This is a genomic window from Streptomyces dryopteridis (genome assembly GCF_049606955.1).
Taxonomy (GTDB): domain Bacteria; phylum Actinomycetota; class Actinomycetes; order Streptomycetales; family Streptomycetaceae; genus Streptomyces.
The window spans coordinates 1,622,340-1,640,668 of sequence record NZ_CP187113.1 but is presented as its reverse complement, the minus strand read 5'-3'; the positions used below and the strand labels follow the sequence as shown (position 1 = coordinate 1,640,668).

The 18,329-nt window shown below is 73.1% G+C and carries 16 protein-coding genes and 1 tRNA gene; 15 read left to right on the top strand and 2 right to left on the bottom strand.

The annotated features are described in order from the left end of the window. Positions 1-17: 17 nt before the first annotated feature. The gene (locus ACN20G_RS06605) at positions 18-1,019 is read left to right on the top strand and encodes an HNH endonuclease (RefSeq protein WP_424211783.1); all 1,002 of its coding nucleotides are present in this window, start codon (positions 18-20) and stop codon (positions 1,017-1,019) included. 9 nt (positions 1,020-1,028) lie between these two features. On the opposite strand, the gene ACN20G_RS06600 is transcribed toward ACN20G_RS06605, so the two are convergent. After that, complete coding sequence (locus ACN20G_RS06600; RefSeq protein WP_424211782.1) at positions 1,029-2,012, bottom strand: XdhC family protein; 984 nt, start codon at positions 2,010-2,012, stop codon at positions 1,029-1,031. A 212-nt stretch (positions 2,013-2,224) separates the two neighbouring features. Continuing rightward, a tRNA-Arg gene (locus ACN20G_RS06595) sits at positions 2,225-2,296 on the bottom strand. A gap of 98 nt (positions 2,297-2,394) precedes the next feature. On the opposite strand from ACN20G_RS06595, the gene ACN20G_RS06590 reads away from it, so the two are divergent. The 14 genes from ACN20G_RS06590 (at position 2,395) to glyA (ending at position 18,270) form a co-directional block, all read left to right on the top strand. After that, complete coding sequence (locus ACN20G_RS06590) at positions 2,395-2,865, top strand: response regulator (RefSeq protein WP_424211781.1); 471 nt, start codon at positions 2,395-2,397, stop codon at positions 2,863-2,865. Positions 2,866-2,994: 129 nt separating this feature from the next. Then, the gene (locus ACN20G_RS06585; protein WP_424211780.1) at positions 2,995-3,918 is read left to right on the top strand and encodes a DALR anticodon-binding domain-containing protein; all 924 of its coding nucleotides are present in this window, start codon (positions 2,995-2,997) and stop codon (positions 3,916-3,918) included. Positions 3,919-3,948: 30 nt separating this feature from the next. Then, positions 3,949-5,340 (top strand): diaminopimelate decarboxylase, encoded by a 1,392-nt coding sequence (lysA, locus tag ACN20G_RS06580; RefSeq protein WP_424211779.1) that lies wholly within the window; start codon positions 3,949-3,951, stop codon positions 5,338-5,340. A 128-nt stretch (positions 5,341-5,468) separates the two neighbouring features. Continuing rightward, a complete protein-coding gene (locus ACN20G_RS06575; protein WP_424215398.1) occupies positions 5,469-6,758 on the top strand; it encodes a homoserine dehydrogenase in 1,290 nt (429 codons plus the stop codon). A 7-nt stretch (positions 6,759-6,765) separates the two neighbouring features. After that, the gene (thrC, locus tag ACN20G_RS06570) at positions 6,766-7,836 is read left to right on the top strand and encodes a threonine synthase (RefSeq protein WP_424211778.1); all 1,071 of its coding nucleotides are present in this window, start codon (positions 6,766-6,768) and stop codon (positions 7,834-7,836) included. A 401-nt stretch (positions 7,837-8,237) separates the two neighbouring features. Beyond that, on the top strand, positions 8,238-9,164 hold the full coding sequence (thrB, locus tag ACN20G_RS06565; protein ID WP_424211777.1) for a homoserine kinase: 927 nt from the start codon (positions 8,238-8,240) through the stop codon (positions 9,162-9,164). Between the two features lie 454 nt (positions 9,165-9,618). Further along, on the top strand, positions 9,619-11,724 hold the full coding sequence (gene rho / locus ACN20G_RS06560; protein ID WP_424211776.1) for a transcription termination factor Rho: 2,106 nt from the start codon (positions 9,619-9,621) through the stop codon (positions 11,722-11,724). A 245-nt stretch (positions 11,725-11,969) separates the two neighbouring features. Then, positions 11,970-13,061 (top strand): LCP family protein, encoded by a 1,092-nt coding sequence (locus ACN20G_RS06555; RefSeq protein ID WP_424211775.1) that lies wholly within the window; start codon positions 11,970-11,972, stop codon positions 13,059-13,061. A 195-nt stretch (positions 13,062-13,256) separates the two neighbouring features. Then, positions 13,257-13,475, top strand: a complete 219-nt coding sequence (gene rpmE, locus ACN20G_RS06550; RefSeq protein WP_424211774.1) for a 50S ribosomal protein L31 — start codon at positions 13,257-13,259, stop codon at positions 13,473-13,475. Between the two features lie 132 nt (positions 13,476-13,607). Beyond that, a complete protein-coding gene (prfA, locus tag ACN20G_RS06545) occupies positions 13,608-14,687 on the top strand; it encodes a peptide chain release factor 1 (protein ID WP_424211773.1) in 1,080 nt (359 codons plus the stop codon). 45 nt (positions 14,688-14,732) lie between these two features. Then, positions 14,733-15,578 carry a peptide chain release factor N(5)-glutamine methyltransferase gene (gene prmC, locus ACN20G_RS06540; RefSeq protein ID WP_424211772.1) on the top strand — a complete coding sequence of 282 codons (846 nt, stop codon included), beginning with the start codon at positions 14,733-14,735 and terminating at the stop codon, positions 15,576-15,578. A gap of 52 nt (positions 15,579-15,630) precedes the next feature. Beyond that, a complete protein-coding gene (locus ACN20G_RS06535; protein ID WP_424211771.1) occupies positions 15,631-16,278 on the top strand; it encodes an L-threonylcarbamoyladenylate synthase in 648 nt (215 codons plus the stop codon). 23 nt (positions 16,279-16,301) lie between these two features. After that, the gene (locus ACN20G_RS06530) at positions 16,302-16,931 is read left to right on the top strand and encodes a protein-tyrosine-phosphatase (RefSeq protein WP_424211770.1); all 630 of its coding nucleotides are present in this window, start codon (positions 16,302-16,304) and stop codon (positions 16,929-16,931) included. 76 nt (positions 16,932-17,007) lie between these two features. Then, positions 17,008-18,270, top strand: coding sequence for a serine hydroxymethyltransferase (gene glyA, locus ACN20G_RS06525; protein ID WP_424211769.1), 1,263 nt, complete (start codon positions 17,008-17,010; stop codon positions 18,268-18,270). Positions 18,271-18,329 lie beyond the last annotated feature (59 nt).

The following is an 18,329-nucleotide window of genomic DNA, read 5'->3' as shown; positions in this document are numbered from 1 at the left end:
CCCCTACCCTCGACGCCATGCCGACGATCACCGTCTCCACGCCCGCGGATCCCGAGTCCGCGCTCGTCCGGGCCCTGCTCGGCGAGCTGACCTCGATGCGATGCCATCGACGCTCCCCGCACAAGCCCCTCGCCGTGCTGTGGGCGCTCGGCCGCGGCGCCGACGGCCACTGGGAGCCGGCGACCTGGCCCGAGTTCGAGCAGGCCGTGGGCGGTCTGCTGCGCCGCTTCGGCGGCGGGGCCGGCGCGACGCCCCACTACCCGTTCGTCCACCTGAGCACCAGCGCCTTCTGGCACGTGGCGGAGGGCGCGGACCGCTTCCCGTCGGGGGCCGCGGTCTCGCCCCAAAGGCTCCTCGATGCCGGGGCCCGGGCCGGCTTCACCCCCGAGGCCGCGCGCCTGCTGGCGGACCCCCTCACCCGCCTGCGCGCCGTGACCGCCGTGCGACAGACCTACCTGCCGCACCTGGACCAGACGCGACTGCTGGCCGCCGTCCACCTCGACGGGCTCCTCCCGCCGTCCGTCCGCCGCCCGACCGAGCAGGACGTGGCCACCCGCTTCGCGAGCCTCACCGACACCGACCACGACGCCGACCCCGAGGAGGCGGCGGCGGCCCTGCCGGCGCCCCGGGTCCCACGCGGGGGCACCCAGGCCCCGCGTGACGAACGCCTGGCGCGGCGGGTCAAGGAACTGCACCGCCACCTCTGTCAGCTCTGCGAGACCAAACTCGGCCTCCCCGGCGAACGCATCGCGCAGGCCGCGCACGCGCAGGCCCTCGGTCGGCCGCACCACGGACCCGACCGGCTCTCCAACCTGCTCTGCCTGTGCCCCGACCACCACGCCCTCTACGACAACCTGGTCCTGTACGTCGCCGAGGACGGGGCGGTGTGGTCGATCCGGGACCGCGCGGACCGGAGCCGGGACACGCTCCTGCGCCCGGAGGGACTGCGACAGGCCACGGGCCACACCGTCGACCCGGCGCACCTGGCGTACCAACGCGAACTGTGCGGACGGGCCTGAGCGGCGGGGTCAGGAGTTCAGGGGGCCGTCCGTGTCGCGGAGGGCGCCGGCTCGGCGGTTGCCCAGGACGCCCAGGATCTCCGCCGTGATCGCCAGCGCCGTCTCCGCCGGGGTGCGCGCGCCCAGGTCCAGGCCGATCGGGCCGTGGATCGCGCGCAGCTCCGCCTCCGTGACCCCGGCCGACAGCAGCGCCTCGCGCCGGCGGGTCTGGGTGCGGCGCGAGCCGAGGGCGCCGACGTAGGGGACGCGGCGCGCGAGGGCGTGCCGCAGCACCGGGACGTCGAACTCCGGCTCGTGGCTCAGCATCACCAGGCACGCGGCGTCCCGACGGGCTGCGATCACCTCGAACGCCTCCTCGGCGTTCTCCACGACCACCGCCTCCCACTCCAGCAGCCGCACCTGCCGGGCGATGATCGCGGCCAGCTCGCCGCCGCCCCCGATGACCACGAACGGCGCCGAGGGCACCGCCTCCACCAGCACCAGGCCCGACTCCGCGTACAGCGCGTCGCGTCCGGCCCGGTGCGTGGCCAGCAGTTCCAGGGCCCGCCGGTCGGCGTCCGAGGACGGTTCGGCCACGGCCGGCACGACGGTGCTCTCGGCCGCGTCGGCCGTCTCGTTCAGGCGGGTCACCAACGCGACGCCCACGCCCTCGGCGAGCAGGTCCCACCACGCGGTCGGCACCGAGGACAGCGGCTGGAGCAGCACCTCGGCCTGCCCGCCGCAGGTCAACCGCGCGGCCACCGCCTCGTCGCCGCCCACCGACACCTCGCAGACCCGCGCCGTGCGGCCCGCCGGCATCGCGGCGGCCTCGGCCGCCAACTCGGCGTCGAACACGCCCCGGTACATCCCGCCCACGCACTCGCCGCGCGGATCCACGAGCAGCGCGCCCCCGGGGTCCCGGGGGCCGAAGCCCTGCTCGGTCACGGGCCGGGCGAGGAACGCCGTCCGCCCCTCGGCCGCCCACTGCCGCGCCGTCTCCGCCAACTCGCGCATTCCTGACCCCACATCCCTAGATCCCGCGTCGCACCAGGCTCTCCTCGCCGAATCCTAGGAACCCCCCACCGGCCCCCCAAGGGTCAAAAGCACCGAGGCCACCCCGTGTCACTCGTACGTTCCCGCATCCGGTCCCGCCCCGGCCCGGAACACAAAAAAGACGCTGACCGGCATTTCTGCTGGTCAGCGTCTCTGTGGCACTTCTCGCGAAGTGCCCCCGGCAGGATTCGAACCTGCGCACACGGCTCCGGAGGCCGTTGCTCTATCCCCTGAGCTACGGGGGCTTCGCCACCGCTTTGTCGCGGTGACGGGTAGAACACTACCAGCTCCCCGGGGGTGATCAGCAACGTCGTTTCCGGGCCCGCGCGGGGTCCGGGCGGAAGTGCGGAAAAGCCGGACGCGGGGGCCGGGGGCGACCTACTCTCGTGGTGTGCCAGGCACTTCCGGTCGGGTCCTCGTCGTCGACGACAACAAGGTCATCCGGCATCTGATCACGGTCAATCTCGAACTGGAGGGCTTCGAGGTCGTGACCGCGGTCGACGGTGCCGAATGCCTGGAGCTCGTGCACCGGGTCCGCCCCGACGCCGTCACCCTCGACGTGGTGATGCCCCGCCTCGACGGCTTCGGCGCCGCCGCCCGTCTGCGGGCCGACCCGCGCACCCGGCACCTGCCCGTCGCCATCGTCAGCGCCTGCACCGAGCAGGAGATGGAGGCCGCCGCCGAGGCCCGGATCGACGCCTTCGTCGCCAAGCCCTTCGAACCCGTCGAGCTGGTCCGGGTCGTGCGCCGGCTCGTCGAATGCGGACGGGAACGCGGCCAGGTCGTCGGCCGGGGCGGGGACCTGCGGGGCTGAGCCGGCCCGCCGCCCGCCCCGCCCACCGAGGCCACACCCACCCGCACGCCGTCCCACTCACCGTCCCGACCTGCGTCCGGCCCGTGGACCGGTCCGCGCACGGCGGCCCCGACCCCCTAGGCTGAACCCGTGACCACCCCCGTCGAGCTGACCCGCCTGCTCGCGAGCGCGCTGCCGCCCGCCGGCGGAGCCGGGAGCGGGGCGCCGCGCGTGGTCGTGGAACGCACCCGACCCGGCGGGGTGGGGGAGTACGCGTGCGGGGTGGCCCTGCGCGCCGCCGGACCGCTGCGGGCCCGACCCGAGGCACTCGCCGGCGAACTGCGCGAGCGACTGCGCGACACCCCGGGCCTGCGCGAGGTCGTCGTGACCGGCCCCGGGTTCCTGAACTTCTCCCTCGACTGGGAGCTCCTCGCCCCCCGCCTGATCGACGCGGCCGGCCCCTACGCCCCGCCCGGACCCGCCCGGACCTGGGACGCCGCCGCCGACAACCCCCGCGCCGCCGTCGTCGCCGACGCCCTCGGCGGGCTCACCGCCCCCCGCGTCGTACCCGTCGCCGACCCCCGCGCCCTCGTCGCCCGGCACGGCCTGGGCGCCGTCCGCTGGGCCATGCTCGCCGCCCCGCCCGAGCGCCCCGCCCGCTTCGGCCCCGAACTGATCCGACAGGACGAGAGCAGCGAACTGTTCACCGTCCGCCACGCCCACCACCGGGCCCGCGCCCTGCTCCGGGCCGCCGCCCGACTCGACATCACCCCCGAGTACGGTGGAGCCCTCGGCGGTCACCCCGCCGATCCCGCCCGCCCCCTGCTCGCGGCCCTCGCCGACGACGGGCTCGCCCGCGAAGCCGCCGCGCACCACCGTGCCCCCGACCGGCTGCTGCGGCAGCTCGGCCGGCTCGCCGACGCCCTCATCGACCTCTCGTACCGCGCACTGCCGCTCGGGGACGAGAAACCCTCGGCCGCCCACCGTTCCCGGCTCGCCCTCGCCGAAGCCGCCGGGACGGTGCTCGCCGGCGGCCTCACCCGGATCGGCGTCGACGCCCCGGACTTCCTGTAACGCGCGACCCAGATAGAGAGAACGACAGCGATGAGCCGCTCCGCCCACCCCGCCGGCCCCCGCCACGCCGACGTCCTGCCCGAGGGCCACTACTCGGCGCCGCCGGCCGATCTGAACGCCCTCGACGAGAAGGTCTGGTCGCAGACCGTGCGCCGCGCCGAGGACGGCGTCGTCACCGTCGCCGGCATCCCCGTCACCCGCCTGGCCGAGGAGTACGGCACCCCCGCCTACATCCTCGACGAGGAGGACTTCCGGGCCCGCTGCCGCGCCTGGGCCGCCGCCTTCGGCAAGGACGCCGACGTGTTCTACGCCGGCAAGGCGTTCCTGTCCAAGGCCGTCGTGCGCTGGCTGAGGGAGGAGGGCCTCAACCTCGACGTGTGCTCCGGCGGCGAGCTGAGCACCGCCCTGGCCGCCGAGATGCCCGCCGAGCGGATCGCCTTCCACGGCAACAACAAGTCCCTCGCCGAGATCCGCCGGGCCGTCGAGGTCGGGGTCGGCCGCATCGTCCTCGACTCCTACCAGGAGATCGCCCGCGTCGCCCACGTGGCCCGCGAGCTCGGCGTGCGCCAGCGCGTGCAGATCCGCGTCACCGTCGGCGTCGAGGCCCACACCCACGAGTTCATCGCCACCGCGCACGAGGACCAGAAGTTCGGCATCGCCGTCGCCGACGGCTCCGCCGCCGAGGCCGTGCGCCGCGCCCTGGGCCACGACAGCCTGGAGCTGATCGGGATCCACTCCCACATCGGCTCGCAGATCTTCGACATGGCCGGCTTCGAGGTCTCAGCCAAGCGCGTGGTGCGCCTGCTGGCCGAGGTCCGCGACGAGCACGGGGTGGAACTGCCCGAGATCGACCTCGGCGGCGGCCTCGGCATCGCCTACACCTCCGAGGACGACCCGCGCGAGCCGCACGAGATCGCCAAGGCCCTCACCGAGATCGTCGCCCGCGAGTGCGAGGCGGCCGGCCTGACCGCCCCCCGGATCTCCGTGGAGCCGGGCCGCGCGATCGTCGGCCCGACCGCGTTCACCCTGTACGAGGTGGGCACCGTCAAGCCGCTGGAGAACCTGCGCACCTACGTGAGCGTCGACGGCGGCATGTCGGACAACATCCGCACCGCCCTGTACGACGCCGAGTACAGCGTGGCCCTGGTCTCGCGGACCTCCACCGCCGAACCCATGCTCTCCCGCGTGGTCGGCAAGCACTGCGAGAGCGGCGACATCGTCGTGCGCGACGCCTTCCTGCCCGCCGACCTCGCGGCCGGCGACCTGATCGCCGTGCCCGCCACCGGCGCCTACTGCCGGTCCATGGCGAGCAACTACAACCACGCGCTGCGACCCCCCGTGGTCGCGGTCCGCGACGGGGCCGGCCGCGTCATCGTGCGCCGGGAGACGGAGGAAGATCTCCTGCGTCTCGACCTCGGATGATGAAATAGACATCTCACCCAATGGACCGAGGATGGAAAGTTCTGTCCATTGAGTGAGACTTGTTCACACCTCGGCACGCAATACGGCGTGCCGGGGCTGATCGCAGATCGAAAGGCGTAGGTCGAATGATGCGTACGCGTCCGCTGAAGGTGGCGCTGCTGGGCTGTGGAGTGGTCGGCTCAGAGGTGGCGCGCATCATGACGACGCACGCCGACGATCTGACGGCGCGCATCGGGGCCCCGGTCGAGCTGGCCGGCGTGGCCGTCCGCCGCCCCTCCAAGGTGCGCGACGGGATCGATCCGGCGCTGGTGACCACCGACGCGACCGCCCTGGTCAAACGCGGGGACATCGACGTGGTCATCGAGGTCATCGGTGGCATCGAGCCCGCCCGCACCCTGATCACCACCGCCTTCGAGCACGGCGCCTCGGTGGTCTCCGCGAACAAGGCCCTGCTCGCGCAGGACGGCGCGGCCCTGCACGCCGCCGCCGAGACCCACGGCCGCGACCTCTACTACGAGGCCGCCGTCGCCGGCGCCATCCCGCTGATCCGCCCGCTGCGCGAGTCCCTCGCCGGCGACAAGATCAACCGGGTCATGGGCATCGTCAACGGCACCACCAACTTCATCCTCGACAAGATGGACTCCACCGGCGCCGGCTACCAGGAGGCCCTGGACGAGGCCACCGCGCTCGGGTACGCCGAGGCCGACCCCACCGCCGACGTGGAGGCGTTCGACGCCGCCGCCAAGGCCGCGATCCTCTCCGGCATCGCCTTCCACACCCGGGTCCGCCTCGACGACGTCTACCGCGAGGGCATGACCGAGGTCAGCGCCGCCGACTTCGCCTCCGCCAAGGCCATGGGCTGCACCATCAAGCTCCTCGCCATCCTGGAGCGCGCCGCCGACGGCAAGTCCGTCACCGCCCGCGTCCACCCCGCGATGATCCCCCTCACCCACCCGCTCGCCTCCGTCCGCGAGGCGTACAACGCGGTCTTCGTCGAGGCGGAGGCCGCCGGGCGGCTCATGTTCTACGGCCCGGGCGCCGGCGGTTCGCCGACCGCGTCGGCCGTGCTCGGCGACCTCGTCGCCGTGTGTCGCAACAAGCTCGCCGAGGCAACGGGGCCGGGCGAGTCCGCATACACCCAGCTGCCGGTCAGCCCCATGGGCGAGGTCGTCACCCGCTACCACATCAGCCTCGACGTGGCGGACAAGCCGGGCGTCCTGGCCCAGGTGGCGACGGTCTTCGCCGAGCACGGCGTGTCCATCGACACCGTCCGGCAGCAGGGCAAGGACGGCGAGGCCAGCCTCGTCGTCGTCACCCACCGCGCCCCCGACGCCGCCCTCAGCGGCACCGTCGAGGCCCTGCGGAAGCTCGACACCGTGCGCGGTGTCGCCAGCATCATGCGTGTTGAAGGGGAGTAAAGGACCCATGAGCAGCAATCGCACCCATCAGTGGCGAGGGATCATCGAGGAGTACCGGGACCGGCTTCCGGTCACGGACACGACTCCCGTGGTCACCCTCCGCGAGGGTGGCACTCCGCTCGTCCCCGCGCAGGTGCTCTCGGAGCGGACCGGCTGTGAGGTCCACCTCAAGGTCGAGGGCGCGAACCCGACCGGGTCCTTCAAGGACCGGGGCATGACCATGGCCATCACCCGGGCCAAGGAGGAGGGCGCCAAGGCGGTCATCTGCGCCTCCACCGGCAACACCTCCGCCTCCGCCGCCGCCTACGCGGTGCGCGCCGGCATGGTCTCCGCGGTGCTCGTGCCCCGCGGCAAGATCGCGCTCGGCAAGATGGGCCAGGCCCTGGTGCACGGCGCGAAGATCCTCCAGGTGGACGGCAACTTCGACGACTGCCTGACCCTGGCCCGCCGACTGTCCGACAACTACCCGGTGGCGCTGGTCAACTCCGTCAACCCGGTGCGCATCGAGGGCCAGAAGACCGCCGCGTTCGAGATCGTGGACGCGCTCGGCGACGCCCCCGACATCCACGTCCTCCCGGTGGGCAACGCGGGCAACATCACCGCGTACTGGAAGGGCTTCAAGGAGTACAAGGCCGACGGCCTGGCCGGCCGCACCCCGCGGGTCTGGGGCTTCCAGGCGTCCGGCTCCGCGCCCATCGTGCGCGGCGAGGTCGTCAAGGAGCCGAGCACGATCGCCACCGCGATCCGGATCGGCAACCCGGCCTCCTGGGACTACGCGCTCGCCGCGCGCGACGAGTCCGGCGGCTTCATCGACGAGGTGACCGACCGTCAGATCCTCGCCGCCTACCGCCTGTTGGCCGCCCAGGAAGGCGTGTTCGTCGAGCCCGCCTCCGCCGCCTCGGTCGCCGGTCTGCTCAAGGCCGCCGAACTCGGCCTGGTCGACCCCGGTCAGAAGATCGTCTGCACCGTCACCGGCAACGGCCTGAAGGACCCCGATTGGGCGATCGCCGGCGCGCCGCAGCCGGTCACCGTCCCGGTCGACGCCGAGGCCGCCGCCGTACGACTCGGCCTGGTCTGACGGAAGTCGGCGTGCCACCCCCGCCCGTGACGGGGGTGGCACGCCGCCCCGCGCGCGCCCGTCGGGCGCCGCACCCCCGGGCGGGAATCGACAATCCGCGCCGAACCCGCACAATTCTTCGACGGGTTGCCGCGCGAAACCCCCGCCCCACCCCGCAGGACCCCCGAACGGCCCCGAGCGCGGAACGCCCCGGAACCGACGCGCACCACGACACGCGTCGTGCGCCCGTCGTGCGCCCTGTGTCGCGACAGAACCTTCCTTCGATAGGCTGTCCCCACATCCGCCCCACCGCACCTGACACGGTGCTGCCGCAAGGGCCTTCGGGTGTCGTACGTTCTCCAGTACATTCACAGCGAGCAGCAGAGTCGATCTCGCACAGCCACAAGGAGTGTTGTCCAGCGATGGCCGGTCCCGCCTTCCGCGCCGCCGCCGTACGGGTGCGCGTCCCCGCCAGCAGCGCCAACCTCGGTCCGGGCTTCGACGCCCTGGGCCTGGCCCTGGGGCTCTACGACGACGTCGTCGTGCGGGTGGCCGACTCCGGCCTGAACATCGACATCGCCGGCGAGGGCGCCGACACGCTCCCGCGCGACGAACGCCACCTGCTCGTGCGCTCCATGCGCACCGCCTTCGACCTGCTCGGCGGACAGCCGCGCGGCCTGGAGGTCGTGTGCGCCAACCGCATCCCGCACGGTCGCGGCCTCGGCTCCTCCTCCGCCGCCATCTGCGCCGGCATCGTGGCCGCCCGCGCCGTCACCATAGGCGGCGAGGCCCGCCTCGACGACGCGGCCCTGCTCGAACTCGCCACCGAGATCGAGGGGCACCCCGACAACGTCGCCGCCTGCCTCCTCGGCGGCTTCACCCTCGCCTGGACGGACGGCGGCAACGCCCGCGCCATCAGGATGGAGCCCTCGGATTCCATCGTTCCGGTGGTCTTCGTCCCCTCCACCCCCGTGCTCACCGAGACCGCGCGCGGCCTGCTGCCGCGCACCGTCCCGCACGGCGACGCCGCCGTCAACGCCGGTCGCGCCGGTCTGCTCGTGGAGGCCATGACCCGCCGCCCCGAGTTGCTGCTGCCGGCCACCGAGGACCGTCTCCACCAGGAGTACCGCGCCCCCGCCATGCCGGAGAGCGTCGCCCTGGTGCACCGACTGCGGGCGGACGGCTTCCCCGCGGTGATCTCCGGCGCGGGCCCGACGGTCCTGGCGCTGGTCGACAACGGCGCGGCCGACAAGGTCGCGCGGCTCGCGGGGGAGGGCTGGGCTGCCCACCGGCTGCCCGTCGACGCCGCGGGTGCCAGCGTGCTCCCGTTGGGAACCCCGGCCTCCTAGGCCGAACGGACGGCGGGGCGAGGGTGGGCGGGACCGCCGGGCAGGCGGCCGCGTTCACCCCCGTGGAAGCCGGAATGCCGGTGAACGAGAGGGGGAATGTCTGTTGGATCCGGTAGTGTTAGTCTCAAGTGCGCAACCGAAGCCGCCAGGGCTCGGTGCTCAGTGTCCCCGTCAGGGACCACCTTTCTTCCGGGAGCCTCCCCAACTGCTTTGATCATCAGATCTGCACAAGCAGTTTTGAGCACGCTCCGGAATCGGCGTGTCACATTCCCACGCAGCGCGGGGGACTGTCCGCCGTAATCCCGCACGTCATTCTCCTTCGCCTTTGTCGGCAACCATCGCGACACATGCGAACCACCGCCCCGGCCGGTCCACACCACGAGGACCGAGGCCGGACAGCACAACCGGTCGCCGAGCCAGACAGGCCGACGTCCGCTCCAGGGAAGGACCCTTCGTGAGCGACACCACCGATCTGATGGGCGCTGCCGACACCTCCGTCGACACCAGTGCTCCCGCCGCGGGTTCCGCCGCGCCGAAGCGGCGCCGTTCCGGCACCGGCCTTGAGGGCATGGTCCTGGCCGAGCTGCAGCAGGTGGCCTCCGGCCTCGGCATCCGCGGCACCGCCCGGATGCGCAAGAGCCAGCTGATCGAGGTCATCAAGGAGGCGCAGGCATCTTCCGGCGCCCCGAAGGCCGCCCCCGCCGCCGACGCGGCCGAGGCCAAGCCGAAGCGTCGCACCACCAGCAAGGCCCGCACGGGCGAGCCCGCCGCCGAGGCCCCGGTCGCCGCCGCGCAGCAGCAGATCGAGATCCCGGCCCCGGCCGCCTCCGACGACCAGCCGGTCGCCGAGCGCCGTCGCCGTCGCGCCACCGCCCCCTCCGGCAGCCCCGAGGGCGCCTCCGCCGCCGTCACCGTCGAGCCGAAGGTCGCGGCGAAGACCGCCGCCCCGGCCAAGGCCGAGGCCGCCGTCGTCGCGCAGCCCGAGCCCAAGACCGCCGAGGCCCCCGGCCAGGAGGCCGGCGAGGGCCGCGGCCGTCGTGACCGCCGGGACCGTCGGGACCGCCGTGACCGCGCCAAGGGCGAGGAGCAGGGTCAGTCCGGCCAGGGCCAGGCGGGTCAGGGCCAGTCCGGCCAGGGCCAGCAGCAGGGTCAGGGCCAGGGACAGGGCCAGCAGGGCGGCCGACAGGGCCAGGACGGCGACCGTCAGGGCCGTCAGGGCCGTCAGGGTCAGCAGCAGGGCCAGGGCAACCAGGGCCGCGACAACCGTGACAGCCGCGACAACCGCGACAACCGTGACAACGGTCCGCTCGACGAGTTCGACGACGAGAACGGCCGCCGCGGCCGTCGGGGCCGCTACCGCGACCGCCGCGGGCGTCGCGGGCGCGACGAGTTCGGTCCGAACGAGCCGCAGGTCGCCGACGACGACGTGCTGATCCCGGTCGCCGGCATCCTCGACATCCTCGACAACTACGCCTTCATCCGGACCTCCGGCTACCTGCCCGGCCCGAACGACGTGTACGTCTCCCTGGCCCAGGTCCGCAAGAGCGGCCTGCGCAAGGGCGACCACGTCACCGGCGCCGTGCGGCAGCCGAAGGACGGCGAGCGCCGCGAGAAGTTCAACGCGCTGGTCCGCCTGGACTCGGTCAACGGGATGGCGCCGGAGTCCGGCCGCGGTCGCCCCGAGTTCAACAAGCTGACCCCGCTCTACCCCCAGGACCGGCTCCGCCTGGAGACCGACCCGGGCGTGCTGACGACCCGCATCATCGACCTCGTCTCGCCCATCGGCAAGGGCCAGCGCGGTCTGATCGTGGCCCCGCCGAAGACCGGCAAGACCATGATCATGCAGGCCATCGCCAACGCGATCACGCACAACAACCCCGAGTGCCACCTGATGGTCGTCCTGGTCGACGAGCGTCCGGAAGAGGTCACCGACATGCAGCGGTCGGTCAAGGGCGAGGTCATCTCCTCGACCTTCGACCGCCCGGCCGAGGACCACACCACCGTCGCCGAGCTGGCCATCGAGCGCGCCAAGCGCCTCGTGGAGCTGGGTCACGACGTGGTCGTCCTGCTCGACTCCATCACCCGTCTGGGCCGCGCGTACAACCTCGCGGCGCCCGCCTCCGGCCGCATCCTGTCCGGTGGTGTCGACTCGACCGCGCTGTACCCGCCGAAGCGCTTCTTCGGTGCCGCGCGCAACATCGAGGACGGCGGCTCGCTGACCATCCTGGCCACCGCGCTGGTCGAGACCGGCTCGCGCATGGACGAGGTGATCTTCGAGGAGTTCAAGGGCACCGGCAACATGGAGCTCAAGCTCGACCGGAAGCTCGCCGACAAGCGCATCTTCCCGGCCGTGGACGTGGACCCCTCGGGCACCCGCAAGGAGGAGATCCTCCTCAACAGCGAGGAGCTGAGCATCGTCTGGAAGCTGCGTCGGGTGCTGCACGCCCTCGACTCGCAGCAGGCGATCGAGCTGCTCCTCGACAAGATGAAGCAGACGAAGTCCAACGCCGAGTTCCTGATGCAGATCGCCAAGACGACCCCGTCGGGCAACAACGACTGACCTCGGGCGCTCCTCGTCGGACCGCCGCCACCGCCCCCGTTCGCCCCCGTGCGAGCGGGGGCGGTGGCGCGTCACGGGGGCGCGGCGGGGTGCGACCTTCGCCACACGCGCCGGTCGGGGCCCCGTCAGGGGAACCCGAACCCCGCGCCGACCGTCTTCGGTTGCGGACGAGTGTGGGGGGAAGAAGCGACCGAAAGTCGCCGCACGTTGACGAGAACCACGACGGGAAACGGAGCTGAGGGGCGATGGGCGCGCGGGGCAAACGGGCAAGGGAAGGCGCCGGGCACTCCGTGCCGCGCAAACGCAAGGGACTCGCGGTGGTCGGCTGGACCGCCGCCGCGGTGCTGGTCCTGGGCGGCGGCGGACTGGGCACCCTGTGGGCCAAGCTCAACGACAACCTCAAGAGCGTGGACATCGACGCCCTGCTCGGCAAGGACCGCCCCGAGAACGTCGACAACGGCTCCCTGGACCTGCTGGTCCTCGGCTCCGACTCGCGCGGGGGCGACAACGGCGAGTACGGGCAGGACGACGGGGGCTCGGCCCGCGCGGACACCGCGATGATCGTCCACCTCTACGAGGGCCGCAAGACGGCCTCCGTCATATCCATACCGCGCGACACCCTCGTCACCCGGCCGGCCTGTGCCACCGACGGCGGCGGCACCGACCCGGGCGGCCCGCGCAAGATGTTCAACGAGTCCTTCACCGTCGGCGGCGCGGCCTGCGCGGTCAAGACCGTCGAGCAGATGTCCGGGATCCGGATGGACCACTACATCGAGGTCGACTTCGTCGGCTTCAAGAAGATCGTCGACGCCCTCGGCGGGGTCGAGGTCACCACGACCAAGCCCATCAAGGACGGCGCCAGCCACCTGAACCTCGCCCCCGGCACCCACCGGCTCGACGGCGAGCAGTCCCTCGGTCTGGTCCGCACCCGCAAGAGCGTCGGCGACGGCAGCGACCTCGGGCGCATCCAGCTCCAGCAGGCGTTCATGAAGGCCCTGATCAAGCAGGTCAAGCAGATCGGCCTGTTCGACAGCCCGACCCGCCTCTACGGCCTCGCCGACACCGCCACCAAGGCCGTCACCACCGACAAGGCCCTGGGCGACGTGAACTCCCTGCTGAGCTTCGCGAAGGGCCTCGGCGGCATCGACGCCGAGGACCTCACCATGATCACGCTGCCGGTCAGGGCCGACACCCGCGACCCCAACCGGGTCGTCCCCCTCGACGCCGAGACCGCCATGGTCTGGGACGCGCTGCGCGCCGACCGCCCGATCCCGGCCGAGGCCACCGCCGCCTCCGAGGGGGACAAGGGCAAGGCCGGCGAGTACGTGAAGCCCTGATCCCGTCGCTCCGCGTCACCCCGCGGGAACCCCGCACGGGTGCCGGGAATGAAACCGTCCCGGCACCCGTTGTGCAGGGCGTCGTCGAATTTTGACAGGCGGGCCGGCCCTGGCAGACTGGTTCGTCGGCCCCGGTTCACGCAGCGCTCAATTCCGTGCCTGCGACCCGGAGCCCTCCCGAAACTAGGAGACACCTTGAAGCGCGAGATCCACCCCGAGTACGTCGAGACCCAGGTGTCCTGCACCTGTGGCGCGTCGTTCACCACCCGCTCCACCCTGAAGGCCGGCGCCATCCGCGCCGAAGTCTGCTCCGAGTGCCACCCGTTCTACACGGGCAAGCAGAAGATCCTCGACACCGGTGGCCGCGTGGCCCGCTTCGAGGCCCGCTTCGGCAAGGCCGCTGCCAAGAAGTAGCGCGACCCAGGCGCCGGTTCTCGGCCACGCTCGCCCCGTGCGAGCGTGCCCGTGCCGGCGCCTTTGTCGTCCGATCCCCAGCGGACCCGCAAGCGCAGATCTCCGCACGTTTTCCACCCCAGGAGCCCGCAGATGTTCGAGGCCGTCGAGGACCTGGTCGGCGAACACGCCGACCTCGAGACGAAGCTCGCCGATCCCGCCGTGCACGCGGATCAGGCCAACGCGCGCAAGCTCAACAAGCGCTACGCCGAGCTGACCCCGATCGTCGCCACCTTCCGGGCCTGGAAGACCTCGGCCGAGGACATCGAGACCGCCAAGGAGTTCGCGGCCGACGACCCCGACTTCGCCGCCGAGGTCAAGGAGCTCACCGCGCACCGCGAGGAGCTCACCGAGAAGCTGCGCCTGCTGCTCGTCCCCCGCGACCCCAGCGACGACAAGGACGTCCTCCTGGAGATCAAGGCCGGCGCCGGCGGCGACGAGTCCGCCCTGTTCGCCGGGGACCTCCTGCGCATGTACCTCCGCTACGCCGAGCGCGTGGGCTGGAAGGCCGAGATCATCGACGCCACCGAGTCCGAGCTCGGCGGCTACAAGGACGTCCAGGTCGCCGTGAAGACCAAGGGCGGCCAGGGCGCCACCGAGCCCGGCCAGGGCGTCTGGGCCCGCCTGAAGTACGAGGGCGGCGTGCACCGCGTGCAGCGCGTCCCCGCCACCGAGTCCCAGGGCCGCATCCACACCTCCGCCGCCGGCGTGCTCGTCACCCCGGAGGCCGAGGAGGTCGAGGTCGAGGTCAACCCCAACGACCTGCGCATCGACGTGTACCGCTCCTCGGGCCCCGGCGGCCAGTCCGTGAACACCACCGACTCCGCCGTCCGCATCACCCACCTGCCCACCGGCGTGGTCGCCTCCTGCCAGAACGAGAAGAGCCAGCTCCAGAACAAGGAGCAGGCCATGCGCATCCTGCGGTCCCGGCTGCTCGCCGCCGCCCAGGAGGCCGCCGACCTCGAGGCCGCCGACGCCCGCCGCAGCCAGGTCCGCACCGTCGACCGCTCCGAGAAGATCCGCACGTACAACTTCCCGGAGAACCGCATCTCCGACCACCGCGTCGGCTTCAAGGCGTACAACCTCGACCAGGTCCTCGACGGCGAGCTCGACCCCGTCATCCAGGCATGCGTGGACGCCGACTCCGCCGCCAAGCTCGCGGCCGCGCAGTAGCGTACGCACTCCAGGACCCCGTACGACCAGCACCGGAGGACCAGCGTGAACTTGCTGCTCGCGGAGGTGGCCCAGGCCACCCAGCGGCTGGCCGCCGCCGGCGTGCCCTCACCGCGTTTCGACGCCGAGGAGCTCGCGGCCTACGTCCACGGGGTCAAGCGAGGTGCCCTGCACACCGTCAAGGACGCCGACTTCGACGCCCGCTACTGGGAGGCCATCGCGCGCCGCGAGGCCCGCGAACCCCTCCAGCACATCACCGGCCGCGCCTTCTTCCGCTACCTGGAGCTCCAGGTCGGCCCCGGGGTCTTCGTGCCCCGCCCCGAGACCGAGTCCGTGGTCGACTGGGCCATACAGGCCGTCCGCGCCCTCGACGTGGCCGAACCCCTCATCGTCGACCTGTGCACCGGCTCCGGCGCCATCGCCCTGGCCATGGCCCAGGAGGTGCCCCGCTCGCGCGTGCACGCCGTGGAGCTCTCCGAGGACGCCCTCGTGTGGACCCGCAAGAACGCCGAGGGCTCCCGCGTCACCGTCCACCAGGGCGACGCCCTCAGCGCCCTGCCCGAGCTCGACGGCCAGGTCGACCTCGTCATCTCCAACCCCCCCTACATCCCGCTCACCGAGTGGGAGTACGTTGCCCCCGAGGCCCGCGACCACGACCCGGAGATGGCCCTCTTCTCCGGCGAGGACGGCCTCGACACCATCCGGGGCATCGAACGCACCGCCCACCGGCTGCTCCGCCCCGGCGGCATCGTCGTCATCGAGCACGCCGACACCCAGGGCGGCCAGGTGCCGTGGCTGTTCAACGAGGAACAGGGCTGGGCCGACGCGGCGGACCACCCCGACCTCAACAAGCGCCCCCGCTTCGCCACCGCCCGCAAGGCCCGCCCGTGACCGGCGCGCCCACCCTTCCTGCCGCCCCCACTCCGCACGAGGAGGCCCGCTGATGGCCCGGCGATACGATTGCAACGACGCGACCGACCGCAAGACGGGTCTGCGCGAGGCCGCGTCCGCCGTCCGCCGCGGCGAGCTCGTGGTGCTCCCCACCGACACCCTGTACGGGATCGGCGCGGACGCCTTCAGCTCCGAGGCCGTCGCCGACCTGCTCGCCGCCAAGGGCCGCGGCCGCGGCATGCCCGTGCCCGTGCTCATCGGCTCCCCGAACACCCTGCACGGCCTGGTCACCGACTTCACCGAACACGCCTGGGAACTCGTGGACGCCTTCTGGCCCGGCGCCCTCACCCTCGTGGCCCGCCACCAGCCCTCCCTGGCCTGGGACCTCGGCGAGACCGGCGGCACCGTCGCCGTCCGCATGCCCCTGCACCCCGTCGCGATCGAGCTGCTCACCGAGGTCGGCCCGATGGCCGTCTCCTCCGCCAACCTCAGCGGCCACCCCGCCCCCGAGGACTGCGAGGCCGCCCGCACCATGCTCGGCGACGCCGTCTCCGTCTACCTCGACGGCGGCCCCACCCCCGGCATCGAGCCCTCCTCCATCGTCGACGTCACCGGCAAGGTCCCCGTCCTGCTCCGCGAGGGCGCCCTGACCGCCGCACAGCTCCGGGAGGTCGTCCCCGACCTCGAGGTGGCTTCGTGAGCCCTCAGGGGCGTGGCATAGCAATGGGCCACCCGACGGCCGAGGCCGTCGGGGACACCTTCCGCATACTCCACGTCAGCACCGGCAACGTCTGCCGCTCCCCGATCACGGAGCGGCTGACCCGGCACGCCCTGACCGGCCGCCTCGGCGAGAGCCTCGCCAGCGGCCTCATCGTGGAGAGCGCCGGCACCTGGGGCCACGAGGGCGCCCCCATGGAGGCCCACGCCGCCACCGTCCTCGCCGACTTCGGCGCCGACCCCCTCGGCTTCGTGGGCCGCGAACTCCTCGACGAGCACGTCATCCACGCCGACCTCGTCCTCACCGCCACCCGCGACCACCGCGCCCAGGTCATCTCCATGGGCCACTCCGCGGGCCTGCGCACCTTCACCCTCAAGGAGTTCACCCGGCTGGTGCGGGCCATAGACCCCGCCACCCTGCCGCCCCCCGGCGAGGGCGTCGTCGAACGCGCCCGCGCCCTGGTCAGGGCCGCCGCCGCGCTGCGCGGCTGGCTGCTCGCGCCCTCCGTCGACGCCGACGAGGTCCACGACCCGTACGGCGCGCCCATCACCTTCTTCCGCTCCATCGGCGACGAGATCAACCAGGCCCTCGACCCGGTGGTGACCGCGCTCACCGGCGTCACGCCCCGCCCCTGAGGACCGCCGCGCGCGCGCGCGCGCCCGCCTACAGTGGGGCGTACCCGGTAGCCCCCTCTCGCGCGGGAGTCCCGCCATGAGCGTCACCGCCCCCACCGAGCTCACCCCCGGCGCCGACCCGGAGGCGCTGCGCCGCGCGGACCCCGAGATCGCCGACCTGCTGGCCGGCGAGGCCCGCCGGCAGGCCGACACCCTGCAACTGGTGGCCGCCGAGAACTTCGCCTCCCCGGCGGTCCTGGCCGCCCTGGGCTCCACCCTCGCCAACAAGTACGCCGAGGGCTATCCCGGCGCCCGGCACCACGGCGGGTGCGAGTACGCGGACCTGATCGAGCGGATCGCCGTGGACCGGGCCAAGGCCCTCTTCGGGGCCGCCCACGCCAACGTCCAGCCGCATTCCGGTTCCGCCGCCGTGCTCGCCGCCTACGCGGCCCTGCTGCGCCCCGGGGACACCGTGCTGGCCATGGCCCTGCCGCAGGGCGGGCACCTCACCCACGGCTCGCCGGCCAACTTCTCCGGCCGCTGGTTCGCCTTCGTCGGCTACGGGCTCGACCCCGAGACCGGCCTGATCGACCTCGACCAGGTCCGCACCCTCGCCCACGTGCACCGTCCCAAGGCCATCGTCGCCGGCTCGATCTCCTACCCCCGCCACCCCGACTGGGCGGCGTTCCGCGAGATCGCCGACGAGGTCGGCGCCCACCTCATCGCGGACGCCGCGCACCCGCTCGGCCTGATCGCGGGCGGGGCCGCGCCGAGCCCGGTGCCGTACGCGGACGTGGTCGTCGGCACCACCCACAAGGTGCTGCGCGGCCCCCGGGGCGGGCTGGTGCTGTGCGGGGAGGAGCTGGCCGAACGGATCGACCGCGCGGTCTTCCCCTTCATCGAGGGCGGCGCCCACATGCACACGGTGGCCGCCAAGGCCGTCGCCTTCGGGGAGGCGGCGACCCCGGCGTTCGCGGGGTACGCGCACCGGGTCGTGGCCAACGCCCGCACCCTCGCCGCCGCCCTCGCGGCGGCCGGCGCGGAGGTCACCACCGGGGGCACCGACACCCACATCGTCGCCGCCGACGCCGGCCCCCTGGGCCTGGACGGGCCCACCGCGCGCGGCCGGCTCGCGGCGGCCGGCATGGTCCTGGACACGTGCGCGCTGCCCTACGGGGAACGGCGCGGACTGCGACTGGGCACGGCCGCCGTCACCACCCAGGGGATGGGGGAGGCGGAGATGGTCCGGATCGGGGCGCTGTGCGGGGAGGCGCTGCGCGCGACCGACCCGCAGGCCGTCGCCCGGGTGCGTTCCGAGGTCACCGGGCTGGCCCTGCGGTTTCCTCCGTATGGGGCCTGATCGGGGAGGGAAGGCGTGCAGGAACCCGGGACGGGTAGACGCGCGTCCTCGCCGGAGAT